The sequence below is a fragment of the Azospirillum terrae genome (assembly GCF_053470425.1).
Genome location: NZ_JBPXMR010000024.1, coordinates 1 through 15,653, shown reverse-complemented (window position 1 = coordinate 15,653; position 15,653 = coordinate 1). Strand labels below are relative to the sequence as shown.

The 15,653-nt window shown below is 70.2% G+C and carries 10 protein-coding genes; 5 read left to right on the top strand and 5 right to left on the bottom strand.

Annotation, left to right across the window (positions count from 1 at the left end; translation table 11 throughout):
• Nucleotides 1-131: 131 nt before the first annotated feature.
• The 3 genes from ACSVDD_RS28770 to ACSVDD_RS28760 are packed head-to-tail and all read left to right on the top strand — an operon-like array spanning nt 132 to nt 6,644.
• Nucleotides 132-1,007, top strand: coding sequence for a glycosyltransferase (locus tag ACSVDD_RS28770; protein ID WP_448192859.1), 876 nt, complete (start codon nt 132-134; stop codon nt 1,005-1,007).
• A gap of 16 nt (nt 1,008-1,023) precedes the next feature.
• A complete protein-coding gene (locus tag ACSVDD_RS28765) occupies nt 1,024-2,226 on the top strand; it encodes a glycosyltransferase family 4 protein (RefSeq protein WP_448192858.1) in 1,203 nt (400 codons plus the stop codon).
• A complete protein-coding gene (locus ACSVDD_RS28760; RefSeq protein ID WP_448192857.1) occupies nt 2,226-6,644 on the top strand; it encodes a glycosyltransferase in 4,419 nt (1,472 codons plus the stop codon). The genes ACSVDD_RS28765 and ACSVDD_RS28760 overlap by 1 nt, the downstream gene beginning before the upstream one ends.
• On the opposite strand, the gene ACSVDD_RS28755 is transcribed toward ACSVDD_RS28760, so the two are convergent.
• The gene (locus ACSVDD_RS28755; RefSeq protein ID WP_448192856.1) at nt 6,543-6,968 is read right to left on the bottom strand and encodes an NAD-dependent epimerase/dehydratase family protein; all 426 of its coding nucleotides are present in this window, start codon (nt 6,966-6,968) and stop codon (nt 6,543-6,545) included. The genes ACSVDD_RS28760 and ACSVDD_RS28755 overlap by 102 nt on opposite strands.
• A 108-nt stretch (nt 6,969-7,076) precedes the next feature.
• Between ACSVDD_RS28755 and ACSVDD_RS28750 the strand changes: the two genes are divergently transcribed.
• Nucleotides 7,077-8,210, top strand: coding sequence for a LysM peptidoglycan-binding domain-containing protein (locus tag ACSVDD_RS28750; protein WP_448192855.1), 1,134 nt, complete (start codon nt 7,077-7,079; stop codon nt 8,208-8,210).
• Between the two features lie 17 nt (nt 8,211-8,227).
• Here ACSVDD_RS28750 and ACSVDD_RS28745 read toward each other — a convergent pair whose 3' ends face one another.
• The 4 genes from ACSVDD_RS28745 to ACSVDD_RS28730 all read right to left on the bottom strand — a co-directional run bounded on the left by ACSVDD_RS28745 (nt 8,228) and on the right by ACSVDD_RS28730 (nt 14,941).
• Nucleotides 8,228-10,237 carry a glycosyltransferase family 4 protein gene (locus ACSVDD_RS28745; RefSeq protein WP_448192854.1) on the bottom strand — a complete coding sequence of 670 codons (2,010 nt, stop codon included), beginning with the start codon at nt 10,235-10,237 and terminating at the stop codon, nt 8,228-8,230.
• 78 nt (nt 10,238-10,315) lie between these two features.
• Nucleotides 10,316-12,844 (bottom strand): glycosyltransferase, encoded by a 2,529-nt coding sequence (locus ACSVDD_RS28740; protein WP_448192853.1) that lies wholly within the window; start codon nt 12,842-12,844, stop codon nt 10,316-10,318.
• Between the two features lie 205 nt (nt 12,845-13,049).
• A complete protein-coding gene (locus tag ACSVDD_RS28735) occupies nt 13,050-14,030 on the bottom strand; it encodes a class I SAM-dependent methyltransferase (RefSeq protein ID WP_448192852.1) in 981 nt (326 codons plus the stop codon).
• Entirely contained in the window at nt 14,027-14,941 is a 915-nt protein-coding gene (locus tag ACSVDD_RS28730; protein ID WP_448192851.1) for a hypothetical protein, read from the bottom strand. Before ACSVDD_RS28730 ends, ACSVDD_RS28735 begins: the two co-directional genes overlap by 4 nt.
• Before the next feature lie 404 nt (nt 14,942-15,345).
• On the opposite strand from ACSVDD_RS28730, the gene ACSVDD_RS28725 reads away from it, so the two are divergent.
• Nucleotides 15,346-15,540, top strand: coding sequence for a glycosyltransferase (locus ACSVDD_RS28725; protein WP_448192850.1), 195 nt, complete (start codon nt 15,346-15,348; stop codon nt 15,538-15,540).
• The last annotated feature ends 113 nt before the right edge of the window (nt 15,541-15,653 follow it).

Genomic DNA, 15,653 nt, shown 5'->3' with positions numbered 1-15,653 from the left:
ACCCCTCATCCCAACCCTTCTCCCCCAAGGGGAGAAGGGCTCTGTGTGGAACGGCGAAAGGAATTGACGATTCCGGTCGCGCAGCCTCTTATAGCCGCCCAGAATTCCCATAGGTTCAGCGCTTCCCGCCCATGCTCCGAGATCCCCGGCTCGACCCCTACGCGGACACCGCCAACACGGACCGTGCCCTGGCCGCCCCGCGCGTCGGCGCTTCCGCTGCCGATAGGCAGCCGGCCTCGCGCGGCCTGTCGGTCATCATCCTGAACCTGAACAAGCCGGAGCTGATCGTCCCCCTGACCGACAGCCTGATCGCCATCGAACCGGCGTTCCGCGCCGCCGGGCTGGGGTTCGAGGTGCTGATCGGCGACACCGGATCGACCGACGCCGCGGTGCTGGCGCTGTACGACCGGGTGCCGGCGTTCGTCACCGTGGTGCGCGGGCTGAAGTACCATTTCTCGCGCTCGAACAACGAGGTCTTCTTCGGCCACGCCAAGTACGACACGGCGCTGTTCCTCAACAACGACGTGATCGTCGCCGATCATCCCGACTGCCTGATGCGCATGGTCCGGCTGCTGGAGCAGCGGGCCGATCTGGGGGCGGTCGGGCTGTGCCTGTTCTTCCCGGACGGCACCGTGCAGCACGCGGGAATCGACGTGTTCCGCAGCGGGCCGCTGCGCGGCTTCTGCTTCCATCCGCACGCACGCGCGACCATGCCGGAGACGGCGGCGCAGAGCTGGGACTGTCTGGCGGTCACCGCCGCCTGCGTGACTGTCCGCTCCGCCCTGTTCCGCGAGGTCGGCGGCTTCGACGAGGGCTATCGCACCGAGTGCCAGGACGTGGCGCTGTGTCTGGCGGTGCGCCGGCTGGGCCACGGCATCGCCATCGTCAACGCCGGCAAGGTCCTGCACCTGGAGAACGCCACTCGCCCCAAGGGCTCGGAGGATTGGGGCGACCGCCAGCACTTCATGCGCCGCTGGGGCTCGTTCATCGACGCCGCTGCCCTTTGATTTCTGTGTGAGCCCCATGTCCGCACTTCTTTTCCTCTGCCATCGCATGGGCCGCGGCTACGGCGTTTCGGTGGTCATCGAGAACATCGCCGCCCGGCTGGCCGAGCGCGGTGTGGCGGTGACCGTCGGCTGCCTGGAGAACGACGGGACGGTCGCCGGCCTGGACATCCGTGAGGTGGCGGCGCAGCCCGACGCCATCGCCGCGCTGGCCGAGGCGGTCGGCGCCCGAAACATTGTGGCGCACACCACCCCGTTCTTCGAGGCGCTGCCGGCGCTCCAGGGCCGATTCTCCTGCTGGGCGTGGGAGCACGGCGACCCGAGCCCGAGCTTCTTCGAGCACGACCGCGCCGAGCGCGAACGCATCATCCGGCACAAGCACGATCACGTGTACCCCGCGCTGGCCGGCGTGATCGCCATTTCCGAGTTCATCCGGCACGACATCGACTGGCCGCGCGCGCAGCTCGTCTACAACGGCTGCGACCACGTGCCGGACCAGGGCAGCAAGGGGCTGCAGGATTTCCCGCTGGGCGACGGGGCGCCGCTGCGCATCGGCACGCTGGTGCGCATCGGGCCGGGCGAGGCGCGGTACAAGGGCACACAGGCCTTTCTGGATGTCGCCGCCGCCGTGCGCGCCAGCGGGATCAACGCCGAGTTCCATGTCATGGGCCGCGGCACCCCGCAGGATGCCGAGCCGTTCCGCGCCGCCGGCATCGTCACCCACCTCAACGCCACCGACGCGGAGCGGGCGGAGTACCTGCGCACGCTCGACGTCTTCATTTCGCCCAGCCTTTGGGAGGGCTGCAACCTGCCGCTGCTGGAGGCCGAGGCGCTGGGCACCGCCGCCATCGCCTTCGACACCGGCGCGCATCCCGAGATGACGCCGCTGCTCGCCGCCGATGGCGCGGACATGCTGGCGCTGCTGCGCGCCTATGCCGGCAACCGTGATCTGCTCCGCCAGCATTCGGTGATGTGCTACCGCTTCGCGCGCGGGCGCTATGGCTGGGCGCGGGCGGCCGACGACACCATCCGCCTGCTGGCCCTCGCCGCCGGGACCGGGCCGGCGCCGCGGCCGGTGATTCCGGCGCGGCGGTTCCAGGGCAACTGGGCGGCGGTCTATTCGGCCAAGCTGTGGTACGCGCTGCGTGACGAGGGCTGGTCGGGCACGGCACGGCGGGTGGCGCGCTACCTGTCGTACCAGATGCAGCGGCGCCTGCGCTGATGGACGCGCGGCGGAAAGCGGCGGTCCGGGCGGCGGTCCCGCTCACCTGGGTCGGCGACGGGCACGCGGCGCTGGCGTGGCGCCACGGCGTGGCGCTGTGCCGGGCGCTGGCCGCGCAGGGCCGCGCGGTCACCGCCTGCGTCGCCGCCGAGGAATCGGTGCCGGAAGCCGCCCTGCGGGCGCTCGCCGATCTGCCCGGAATCCGCGTCGAGACGGCGCCCGAGCCGTCGCCGCGCCTGGAGGGCAACGTCTACGCGCGCCTCGCCTACCGCTTCTACGCCTGGGCGCGGGAACGGGCGTTCGACGAGGTGCACGCCGTCGATCTGTACGGCCTGCCGTACTACTGCCTGCTCGCCCGCGCGGCGGGGCGGAGGTTCACCGACACTGCCTTCGCGCTGCTGGAGGTGGGGCCGAGCCGGGCGCTGTTCCAGGACCGCGGCGGCTTCCCGCAGTTCGACACCCTCGGCCGCTTCTTCCTGGAGGACGAGTGCCGTGTGCGCGCCGATGGCGTGCGCCCGCTGGCCGAGGCGCGGCTGCCGGCCGCCGAGGTGGGCGATCCGGCGCCGGACCCGGCGGAGCCTGCGCCAGGGCTGCGCCTTCTCGCCATCGGTGAGGATGTGGCGGACGGCGACCTGCGCTTCCTCGCCAAGGCGCTGCGTCAGGCTGGGCCGGCGCGGACGCTCACGCTGGTCGATCTCGCGCGCGTCCCCGATGCCGGCGCGTTCGCCGGGCTGGCCGACGCGCTTGACGTGCGCACCGCCGCCGAGGCGGAGGTGCCGGATCTGCTGCGCGCCGCCGACCTCGTGGTGCTTCCGGGGCGCACGGCGGACGCCGCGTGGCTGGCGGTGCTGTGCCGCGCCCTGCGGGTGCCGGTCGTCGGTCGCGGTCACGCCGGGCTGGCGCCCTTCGCACCCGGCCTCGCGCCTTGCGGGCCGCCGGCCGACCTCGCCGCGCGGCTGGTGCCCGGCCTGTCGCGGCCGGAACCGCTGCCGGTGCCGGATCTGGGGCTCACCCCGCCGCAGCACCCGGCCTCGCCCGCGCCGGCCGAGCCGCCGCTGGTCAGCGTCTGCGTCACTCATTTCAATCGCCCGCATCTGCTGCGCCAAGCGCTCGCCAGCCTCGCCGCGCAGGACTATCCGGCGCTGGAACTGGTCGTGGTGGACGACGGCAGCGACCAGCCCGAGGCACTCGCCTGCCTGGACGCGCTGGAGGCTACGCCGCCGGTGCCGCGGTTCCGTCTGGTGCGGCAGGCCAACCGCTACCTTGGGGCGGCGCGCAACGCCGCGGCGGCGGTGGCGGCGGGCGACTTCCTGCTGTTCATGGACGACGACAATCTGGCCAAGCCCGGCGAGGTGTCGGTGCTGGCGGCGGCGGCGCTGGCGTCGGGTGCGGACATCGTCACCTGCTTCAACGACACCTTCTCCGGGGAGCGGGACGGGGTGCCGGTGGCCGAGACGCGCCGCGTCTTCCTCGGCCCGGCCGCCGAGGTCGGCGTTCTGTTCAACGCCTTCGGCGACGCCAACGCGCTGATCCGCGCCGACGCCTTCCGCCAGTTGGGCGGGTTCAGCGAGGACTACGGCGTCGGCCACGAGGATTACGAGTTCTTCGCCCGTGCGGTGCTGGCCGGGCTGAATCTGCTGACGGTGCCCGAGGCGCTGTTCTGGTACCGGCTCGACGCCGGCAGCATGATCAACACGACGTCGCTCGGCCTCAACCACATCCGTGCGCTGCGGCCGTACCTGTCCGGCGACCGGCTGAAGGCCGATCTGGCGGCGCTGGCGCGCGGCACCTTCGTCGAGACCGAGCGCACGGTGGCGACACTGCTGGACGACGGCCGGCGCAAGCAAGAGGCCATCGAGGCGCTGCAAGGCGAGCTGGTGCAGCGCCAGCTCGCCGTCGAGGACCTGCTGGCGGACAGCCGCGCCAAGCAGAACGCCATCGAGACGCTGCGCGCGGACATCGCCGAGAAGCAGAACGCCGTCGAGGCGCTGGACGCCGTCAACGCCGAGAAGCAGCGCGCCATCGAGACGCTGCGCGCCGATATCGTCGAGAAGCAGCGCGACATCGAGGCGCTGGACGCCGCCAACGCCGAGAAGCAGCGCGCCATCGAGGCGATGCGCAACTCGTGGTCCTGGCGCCTGACCCTGCCGTTGCGCCGCGGCGTCCGTCTGGCTCGGCGCCTGCTGGGCATGGTCCGCTACCGCCGCCACACGCTGGAATTGGAGCCGCTGGCGGAAGTGAGCGACGAGGGCGGCGTGCACCACAGCCTCGGTCACGACCCGCACTTCCTGCTGCGCCCGGCCGGGGGCGGCGGGCTGCCGCGCGGCTGGACCCGCCTGACCTACAGCGGGCGCGGCATCGACCACCCGCTGGTGCCCGAACTGTACGTGGATTCCGGCGCCGGCTTCAGCGAGGCGGGGCGGGTGTCGTTGCCGCTGCTGCGCGAGGGCAGCGTGACGCAGACCCTGCGCCTGCCGGATGGGGTCGCCGCGTTGCGCTTCGATCCCCTGGCGCGTCCGGGACGGTTCCGCCTGGACCGGGTGGAGGCGCTGTCCATCGGCACGCTGCCGCTGCTAGTCTCGCTGGCCCGGCGCCATCCGCGCCGGCTGCTCGCCGGCCTTGCCGGCGGCGTGCACGGCATTGCCCGCGCCATGGCCGAACTGGTGGCCGAGGAGAACGCTGTCCCGGAGCTGACCTACCGCGATTGGATCGCCTGCTTCGACGACCTGGACGAGACGGACCGCGCGGCCATCGCCACGCGGGTGACGTGCCTGACGGCGGCGTTCACCGTGGTCGTCCCGGCCGATGGCGTGAAACCGGAAGACGTGGCCGCAGCGGTCGATTCGGTGCGCGGGCAGCTCTACCCGCGCTGGCGGCTGGTCGTGCTGGGCGGGACCGTGCCGCCCGGTGCGGCAAGCGACCCGCGGGTGACCGCCGCACCCGACGCCGCAGCGCTGAGCGAAGCCGCCGAGGGATGGCTGGCGTTCCTCGATCCGGCCGCCCGGCTGGCGCCGCACGCGCTCTATCTGGCGGCGGAACGGCTGGCGGCGGCGCCGGATACGGCGCTGCTCTATGGCGACGAGGATCGTCTGGACGACCGGGGGCAGCGCAGCGACCCCTGGTTCAAGCCGGACTGGAGCCCGGACCTTTTCTGCGCACAGAACTATCTGGGCTCGCTGGTGGTGCTGGAGCGCACCGCGCTGGACCCGGCGGTCCCGGCCGCGGACCTCGCCTACGCGGCGGTTCTGCGCCTGCTGGAGTGGCCGGAAGAGCCGCGGGTCGAACATGTGCCCTTCGTCCTGAGCCACAGCACCGGCGAATCGGTGGACACGGCCCGGCGTGGCCGCGAGCGGGCGTTGCTGGCCGCGCATCTGCACCGCTGCGGCGTCACCGCGCGGGTCGAGCCCTGGCTGGACGGCGAGGCCAACCACGTGCTCCACGCGCTGCCCACACCGGCGCCGGCGGTCAGCATCGTGATCCCGACCAAGGACAAGATCGACCTGCTGCGGCAGTGCATCGAAAGCCTGCGCGCGCGCACCGACTATCCCGGCGCCGTCGAGATCCTGGTCATCGACAACCGCAGCGAGACGGAGGAGGCGCGCGCCTACTTCGCCGAGTTGGAGCGGACCGGGGCGGCCCGCGTGCTGGCCTACGACGCGCCGTTCAACTACTCGGCCATCAACAATTTCGGCGCGGCGCAGGCTACCGGGAACCTGTTGGCCTTCCTCAACAACGACATCGAGGTCATTGCGCCGGGCTGGCTGGCCGAGATGGCGGGGCACGCGCTGCGAAGCGCGGTCGGCGCGGTCGGCACCATGCTCTATTACCCCGACGACACGGTGCAGCACGCCGGGGTCGGCCTCGGTTTGAACGAATTGGTCGGCCACCTGCACAAGGGCCTGCCGCGGGCCGCGCGCGGCCATGCCGGGCGGGCGGCGCTGGCGCAGAACTTCTCTGCGGTGACCGCGGCTTGCCTCGTCATGCGCCGCTCCGTGTTCGACGAGCTGGGCGGCTTCGAGGAGGAGCACCTGCACGTCGCCTTCAACGACGTCGATCTGTGTCTACGCCTGCGCGAGCGCGGCTACCGCATCGTGTGGACGCCGCACGCCGAGATGTACCACCACGAAGGCGCGTCGCGCGGCCGCACCGAGCGGCCGGAACGTCTGGCGCAGTTCGCCATCGAGGTCGGCTTCATGATGAAGCGCTGGGCGCACGTCGCCGCGGCGGACCCCTACTACAACCCGAACCTCACGCTGGAACGGGAGGATCTCTCCCTGGCGTGGCCGCCGCGGATCATGCCGCCCTGGCGCTTGCCGTCAACTTTCGACGAGGCACGCGCGCTCCCAATCCAGGGCGCTGCGGACGATGCCGTCGAGGTCGTTGAGGCGGGGCGTCCAGCCGAGCGTTCGCCGGAGTAGGCCGGGCGCCGCGATCAGCGCTGGCGGGTCGCCGGCCCGGCATGGTGCCATGCGCTGCGCAAGCGGCCGTCCGGTCACCCGCTCCACCGCGCGGAGCACTTCGCGCACCGAATAGCCGTTGCCGTACCCGCAGTTGGCCACCAGCGCGCCATCGCCGACGTTGCCGACGACGAGCGGCACGCCCTCGGGCATCGCGGCGCGGCGACCGGTCGACAGATCGTCCAGCACCAGCACGGGAATTCCGGCGTCGCACAGGGCGAGCACGGCATGGCTGCCGATGTAGCTGGTACCGCCGGTGACGAGAACGGCCATGGGGTTGCTCATGTCATCTCCTCACCGGCGCATTCAGGAATTTCGTTTGAAGCGGGAAAGGAGTATGGCATGTCCGGCCGCAGGACGGCGGGTGGGTCACGAACGTCATAGCGGACGCGGATGAGAAAGGTTCTGATCCTTCTGGCGATCACGCTGCTGCCAGCGGTGGCGTCGGTGCTGGGCTATTGGGCGGGATTCCGCATCAATCTCGCCGCCTGGATGCCTCCGACGCCGCCAGCACCGGAGGAGCCGGAGCCGCAGGCCGCGATGCCGCCGGAATGGCGCGAGGATGCCTATCTCGCCCGCAATCCCGATGTCGCCGCCGCCGTCCGCTCCGGCGTGTTCCGCAGCGGCTACGACCACTATCTGCGCGCCGGTCTGCGCGAAGGCCGGCGCGGTGGCCTGCCCGATGGAATGACCCTGCCGCCGGTCCCCACCTCCACGGTTGCTGCGGCTCCGCCTTCCGCGCCGGCACCGGCTCCCGTCCAGGAACCCGTGCCTGTGGTGGCGGCGCCCGTCTCGCCGCCGCCCGTCCCACCGACTTCACCGCCGGTGGTCACGGCAACGCCGCCGGCCAGTGTGCCGGTGCCGCCGCCCGCGCCCGTGGTCCAGCAGGCTCCCATGCCGGCCCCTACGCCGCCGGCACCTGAGGCGCCGGTGCGCTACGTGGTGCGCAGTGGCGGGGCGCTCGCGCGCGTCGCCGAACTCAACGGCACCACGGTGATGGAGTTGCTGCGGGCGAACCCCGGCCTCAAGGATGGCTGGCTGGCGCCGGGCACGGCGCTCAACCTGCCGCTCAATCGGGAACAATCCACCGCTCCGCCCCCCGTCCTGGCCGCCATTCCCCCAGTGCCGCCGCCAAAGCCGGGCGGGGCCAGCGTCGGCCCGGTGCCGACACCCGCGACAGAGCGCCCGGCGGCGGTGACCGTGCACAGCATCCGCATGGGCGAGCACCCGCCGGTGACCCGCATCGTGCTCGACCTGTCCGGGCCGCTCGACGTGCCTGCAATCGTTCGGCCGAACGCCACGTCTGTGGTGCTGGCGCTGGCCGGCGCGCGGTGGAACACGACGCCCCGCTGGAGTGCCGACAGGCATCCGGTGCTGAGTTCCTATCAGGTGACGAACGGGCCGGAGGGCAGCCGGCTCGACATCCGGGCGCGCACCGCCGTCGAGGTCCGGCAGATCGCGGTGCACTCGCCGAACGGCGAGCGGGGATACCGCGTCATCGTCGATCTGGTGCCGGCGGGGCGATAGGCGAGTCGGGCAACCCGCTACGGAAGAAGCCGGCGCATCCGCTTGGCAAGCCGTGCGGCAACCCGCAACGGTGCTGCCACGTCCCACCACACCGAGCCCATGACGGTGTCTACCGCCAGTTCGGGTGGAAGGCTGGCGAGCGCCGTCGCGTCGGTGCCGCCTAACGCCCGGCGCAATGGGGCCGACAGGCGCCAGGAGTGGGACTCCAACACGCCGTCCAGGCGGTTCCGCCAGAAGGCGGCGCGCCGTTCCGCGTCATCGGCATCCTGTTCCAACTCGCGGGCGAGTTGGTCGCGTTCCGTGCGCAGGGTCGCGAGGTCGCCGTCGTGGCGTGCGGAGGCGGCTTGCTGGGCGGCTTGCAGGCGCTCCGCCTGTGCCGCCAGCCCGGTGGACAGGCGCGCCAGATCGTCGAGCGGTGCCGGCGCGCCGGCACGGAACGCCGCCAGCCGCAGGGCGCGGTCTGGCAGCATCGGGCGCTCGGCCGCGGTGGCGAGGACCAGCGGCACTGGCACCACCCGCTCGCCGTCGCCCAGCAGGCGCATCAGCAGGGCTTGGCGTCCGGCTGCATCGGTGGGAGGTGGGGCGGCGCCCAGGCGGTCGCGGCGGACGACAACCGGGCCGGGGCCGAACACATCGCGCAACGGGGCGAGCGCCAACGGACCACCGTGGGCGGGCCACAGCTCTCCCGCGGCGTCCAGCACGCCGATGGCGGCGGCGGCGCCCATGCGTCCGGCAGCCTCGGCCAGGACCGTTGCCGCCGCGTCGTCCAACCGCAGTTCCGGGGCGGCGAGCAGGACGTAGGCGTCGGGTGCGACCGCAGCCACGAGGGGTGCGGAACGGCCCCAGCGCTCCTCGTGCCACCGGCTCCAGATGTCGGCGGTGGCGCATTGCGGATGGCGTGGCTGGGCTGGCTGCATGCCGTCGTGCAGCGCACCGGCCAGCCGCTCGGCCAGCCGCCCGGCGTCGGGCGGGACCAGAGTGCGGCCGGCGTCGGCCTCGGCGACCAACTCGGGCGTGCCGCCCACGTCGGTGGCGATGAACGGCAGGCCGAGCACGAGGCACTCGGCCACCGTGCAGGGCAGGTTCTCGATCAACGACGGGATCACCGCAAGGCGGCCGTCGCCGCGCAGGTAGTCCAGCGCCTCGCGCGAGCCGCGGTTGCCGATCAGCTCCACCTTCCACGGCCAGGACGCCGCACGCCGTCGCACATAGGCCGCCCCGTCTTCGCCGTCGACCGGGGCCGAGCCGCCCAGGAAGGTGACGCGCAGGCCGGCGGGCGCCGTCGAGGCCAGCCGGTCGAGCGCGTCGCAGAACAGGGCCACGCCCTTGCGCGTCTCCAGCCGGCCGAAGAACACGAGTTCCGTGACGGCGTGCGTGCCGGCGGGGCGCTCCGGGCTGCCGCCGGGCAACAGGTTGGGGATCGCCAGCGCGTCGGCCGGCAGAACCCAGCCGGTGGCACGGACCCAGTCCAGCATGAAGCGGCTGGGCGACACCACGGCGTCGGCCTGCTCGGCCGAGCAGCGTTCCAGGAAGTCGGCGGCCAGCTCGTCGGGGCTCTCGAAGGCGCCGCCGGTGATGCTGCGCACCCAGCGGGTCGGGCCGTGCAGGCCGACGGTCAGCGTCGTGTCCGCGAAGGCGAGCCCCTGCCGCTTCGCCGCCGTGGCGCAGAAGCCCAGACCGGTCCAGTCGGCGAAATGCACCACGTCGAAACGCCGGTCGCGCAGCCATGCGAAGACCGCGTAGGACAGCCGCAGGAACGGGTCGGCGTGCACCGCCGCCGGGGCGTCGGGCAGGCGGACGCGCCGGATGCCGTCGTGGTCCTCGGGGGTCTCGAAGCCGGGCGGAACCGGCAGCAGGCCGCTCACCAGCACGGTCACGCTGGCGCCGCGGCGGCTCAGCGCCTCGGTCAGGCCGGCGAAGGCGGTGCCGATGCCGCCGCTGCCGGGAAGGCCCGGAAACTCGTGCGTGACGATGCAGACGGACAAGGCTCCGCCGTCCGTCCCGGCACCCTCAACGGTCGCACCCATCACCGGCCTTCTCCCATGCTCAGCACCTGTGCCGAGCAGTAGCGCGGCAGGCCGGTTGCGGCCAAGCGTCTTCGTGCGTCACCGCCAGGGCGGGACGGCGCGCGGCGGGTCGGCCAGCTCGAACTCCCGCTCCTGCGAGAGGTTGGGGTTGTAGTACGGGTCGCGGGTCAGCCGCTCGCCCCAGATCTCCTGAAGGCGTGTCGTGGCCGTGCGCAGCAGCGCCTCGCGTCCCGAGATGCCCTGGGCGCCGCGCGAGACCGACTCGTCGTGGTACAGCTCGGCGAAGGGGGTGATCAGGTTGCGCAGGCCGGACGCGTCGATGCGCAGGCACAGGTCGATGTCGTTGTAGTCGACCGGGAATTCCTCGTCGAAGCCGCCCACGGCCTCGAACACGGAGCGGCGCACCGCAAGGCAGGCCGCGGTCACCGCGCTGACCGAACCCACCAGTTGCAGCCGCCCGAAGAAGCCCGGCTCGCCCCGGCCACGGCGGTAATGCGAGTGCGCCGCGACGGTGACGCCGACGACCACGCCGGCGTGCTGCACGGTGTTGTCGCGGAAGCAGAGCCGGGCGCCGACGGCGCCGATCTCCGGCCGCACGGCCTGCGCCACCATCTCGCGCAGCCAGTCGGGCGCCATGGGTGCGGTGTCGTTGTTGAGGAAGCACAGCACGCTGCCGCGCGCCTGCCGCACGGCGGCGTTGTTGAGGGCGCTAAAGTTGAACGGCCCCGGTGCGCGCAGCACGCGGCCCCGCCCGGAGCGCTCCAGGGCGGCCAGATAGTCCAGCGTGTCCGGCTCGACGCTGCCGTTGTCGACGACGATCAGGTCGATGTTCGGGTAGTCGGTGCCGTCGAGCACGCCGTCGATGCAGGCGCGCAGCAGCGCCAGCCGGTCGCGCGTCGGCACAATGACGCTCACCACCGGCGCCGGGGCGGGCAGCGGGCGCACCACCCGCAGGCCGCACCACGTGGTGCGCACCTCGGCCGCCTGACCGGTGCGCCGCAGATGGTCGGTCACCGCGGCGACGCCGGCCTGCACGGCGTAGGGCTTGGCCTCGACGGCCTCGGCCGTGGAACCGGGGATCGTCCGCCAATGATACAGCACGTGCGGGACATGGCGGATGCGTTGCGGCCCGGCGCGCTCGGCGATGCGCAGCGCCAGATCCCAGTCCTGGCTGCCCTCGAAGCCGAGCCGCAGGCCGCCCACCGCCTGGACGGCGGCGCGGTCGTAGACCGCCAGATGGCAGACGAAGTTCTGGGCGACGAACAGGTCCGGATCCCAATCGCCCTTGAAATAGGCGGAGAAGCGGAAGCCGCCCTCGTCGATCTTGTCGTTGTCGCTGTAGAGCAGCATCGCCTCGGGGTGCGCGGCGATCTCCTCGGCCATGAGGTAGAGCGCGTGCTCGGCGTAAAGGTCGTCGTGGTCGAGGAAGGCGACGTGGCTGCCGGTCGCCAGGTCCAGCGCGCTGTTGCTGGCTGCGGAGATGTGGCCGCTCACCGGCCGGTGGACGATCTTGACGCGCGGGTCTCCCGCCGCGGCCTCGGCGAGGACGGCGTGCACCGCCGGGTCGGTGGAGGCGTCGTCGGCGATGCACAGCTCCCAGTCCGGGTAGAGCTGCGCCTGGACCGAGCGGATCGCCGCGCGCAGGAACGCGGGCGGCGGGTTGTGAACGGGCATGACGATGGAGAACACCGGCCGCCGCGGCAGCGCGGCGATGCGCGCCCGGATCGCCGCCCGGTCGGTGTCGTCCAGCCGCGCGAAGCGGTCCAGCCACAGCCGGTAGGGTGTCGGTGCGGCGCTGGCGAGAGCTTGGTACTCGCCGGAGCGGCCCAGGCGGCGCATCATGGGACGCAACCTCGCCAGGATGCCCTCGTTGCCGGGGTCGAGGGCGAGTGCGGTCAGGCAATGCTCCGCGGCGTCGTGATGGCGGCCCTCCTCCTCCGCAATGTCGCCGAGGCGCAGGAAGGCCTTGATGCGGGTCGGATCGACACGGACCAGATGCTCCAGCAGCCGGCGTTCATCGGCATCTTCGCACTCGCCGGCGATGGTCGCCAGCGCCAGCAGGGCGATGCCATCGGCCGGGCGCGTCGCCAGGGCGAGGCGGAGCTGCGCCGTCGCGCGATCGAGGTCGCCAAGGGCGATGAGCTGCCGGCCCAGGCGGCTGCGCGCCAGGGTGTGCAGCGGATCGGCCCGGACCGCCCGTTCCAGGCAGGCTATCCCCTCCGCGGTGCGGCGCAGCTGGGGCAGGGTCGTGCCCAGCACGAACAGGCCGCCGACATGTGCCGGCTCCACGGCCAGCAGGCCGCGCAGCACCGCCACCGTCTCGTCGAGCGCGCCGGCCTCGTAAAGCGCGGCGGCGAGGACGGCGCGCTGCCCGGCGTCGTGGGGCGCCAGCCGCACCGCCCGGCGCAACGCCGGCAGCGCCTCGTCGCGCCGGCCGCGGCGCCGGAGTGCCAAGCCGAGCTGGTGGTGGGCGTGGGCGTGGTCGGGCGCGTGCCGCAGCACGTCGCGGAAGCAGGCCTCCGCCCCGGCACCGTCGCCCGCGACGAGCCGCCGCGCGCCGTCCTGGAGCCGTTGCTCCGGTGTCGGAAGGGCGCGGGCGACGGTCATAAGGTTTTAGCCTGCGTGGTTGTGCGTTGCCGCTGTGCGTCGGATACACGCATCATGACGCTCTGCCAATCATTTGGACGCGGCTGGCGAAACGACCTGATCGTCGGGTCGCCGAGCGGTCGGAAATTGCGGCTGGGCTCGGCGCAAGGAAAAATCTCGGAATTGCCCTTGTCGGGCAGGAAGCTGGGACGAATGCCACTCGCGGCTACACGAGCTTGAGGTGAAAAGCCGCTTGATCGCCCTGGCCTTCCCGGTTGAGCCGTTCGGCTTCCTGTCGCCATGATCGAATTTGGTCCCCCGTGAAGACCGGGGCGCCGTTTCCCCACTGGTAAGACTCTGGAGAGAAAAGGGGTATGTCACGACGATACTGCTCGCTGCCCCAGAACTGGAAATCGTATGAATCGTGATCGATGGCAACCACCTTCATTCCTGCCTGTGCAGCGAGAATTCCAATGCTGCGGCGGGTGAACAAGAAAAGATGCCTTGGCGCGTCGAGTTGCACCCAATCGCATCCATAGATCCGCCACGCCTCCGAATCTGCGACGGGTATTCGCAACAGACAGCTGCCATTCCTGCTCAGGCGGGATGCGACGGCTTTCAAGGTTGAGAGTGGATCGGGCACGTGTTCGAACGAGTGATGGAACATGATCATGTCCCATTGCCCTTCAATCTCCTTCAACTCCGCCCGCCGGACCGTCAAGCCGTTGGCATAGTGTACGTCGTGGGGCAGGAACGGATCGATGCCGCACCCATGCAGCCATCCCGCGACATTGAGCAGATACAGCAGCCGCCCCCCGCCACAGCCGACATCAAGGATGCGTGAGCCTTTAGACAGGCGCGCCCGGCGCAACGCCCACAACGGGCGACGCATGTCCGTGTGATCAACCTTTCGGGCTAGCAGCTCAGGCAGCGCAAGCAACTTCCACACGCTTGTCGCGCGCTTTCGCCGCAAGCCATCGTCGGCGAACTCCCTATCCAAGTCTGTGCTCAGACTGTAGTAGGATTCTCCGTAGTAATCAGACAGATTTTCAGGAATCTCACCTATTTGCAGACAGCCGCACGCCGCACATTCTATATACTGGAACTGGTCACGACGCCCGTGCATCATTTCACGAGCAATGTGGATTCGATTCCCAGAAGAATTGCCGCAGATCCGGCAGTCTGGCTTGGACTCGGGCGCATTCATGGCGTTGTCGCTTCGGCTGTGTTGAGCCTTGAGTAGGCAAGCATGATTTTGGCCAGTGGGCGGTACGTCAGCCACAAGGGAGCTGGCTGGCGGTACGGGTGAAAGATCCTCCGTCCGCCACGGGTTGCCGCCTCTTCCAGAATGGTTTGGAATGCGACATCTTGGCCCACAGCGTTCAGAGTCCGGCTGCGTGCCGGGGCACTGCGCGTCGAAGGATCGCTTGCCCACCAAGGCTGGTATGGGTGATTGGTGCACGCCGGGATGCCGAAGATCCTGGCCATTGTCGGCATCTTGTACTCCAAGAAGCCTTCTTCGGGCGGCCCAGCTTCCACATACAGGTTCAGGAAACGCCGTGGCAGGCAGACAATGATGAACAAGCAGCACCAGAGGGTTCCTGAATAGCCGTAGCGGTCACGGGTATGATCAAGGAATGCACGCATGTCGTTCGCCTTCTCCAGATCCTTTCCCGACACCCATCCCCACCAGTCGGCGACTTCGCTTTGTGGCCGGAGACCGGAGAACAGCACCTCGTCGCGGCGCAAAGTTGAAAAGGCTTTGCTTATTGATTCCAAGATCAGCATATCCCATTGGACAAGGATGATGGTTTCCCAGTTCAGGGCATGCCCGCGGTCGCGGTGCCACGCCGCAATAAGCCGATCACCGTGCTGCCATTTCCAATGGGCGCTTCGGTCTTCCGAAAAGGCGTAGAAGTCGTCGAAGAAAGAACCGAGTTGGCGGCGCGCCTCTCCTTCGTTGGCGGCGTCGCCGCCATACAGGCCAAAAATCGCCGTACCAGGATTAAGCTGGCGGAGTTGTTTCAGCCGGCTTTTGCATGTGTGCAAGTCCTTATAGAACCAGAAAAGAATGGCAAGCTTCGGCATTGAGTAATGTCCCTCAGCTGGCACGCTCATGGCACCTTCCCATCGATAGAAATCAATATGCCTGTTGGTCGTAAAAGGCGCCGGTCTGCCCCATGGTGTTCAAATCCGCAATGAGGGCGCTGTTATCCATGCTGGGACTATACCCCTCATTTTTACAGCATGCCACGGCAGAAGGCGAGGTGCTTCGATGACGGGCAGCAACGCGAAATGGTACCGCAGGGGGTGATCCTGCACCCTCCAGCGCTGTCTGAAGCCTACCCACGGCTCCTCTCCACAGGCTTGGTCCCATGCCGGGGAGAACCGATTTTTGAACGGCGGTGATGTGGTGGATTGACTCACCTTGGGGGCGCGGGAGCATGCGTCCGTCTGAACGGACGCCCCCAGGCCCGGTACATCGTCTCCCCTGGAATCGCCAGAGCCAACGTGAGTGGAGCATGCTCCGCATAGCCATTATTATCCCGGCCTACATCGTTGCCACCTTCATTGGGGAGGCGATTGCAAGTGCTGAGCGAAGCGTCGTGCATGCCTGCGAGCGCCGCAGGGGTGAACTGTCGCCGCGAGAGATGGCCATCATCGTGGTGGACGACGCGTCCATTGACGCCACCGCGTCGGTGGTGGAGGTGACCTGAGACCGAGGTTTCCTCCGGCTATGGGTGGAGTCCCGTGTGGTTTTGATGCCCGAAGCGGGCGGTGATGGCAAGCAGGGCTGGGGCATGCCCCAGCCCTGCTTGCCTCGCGGCCT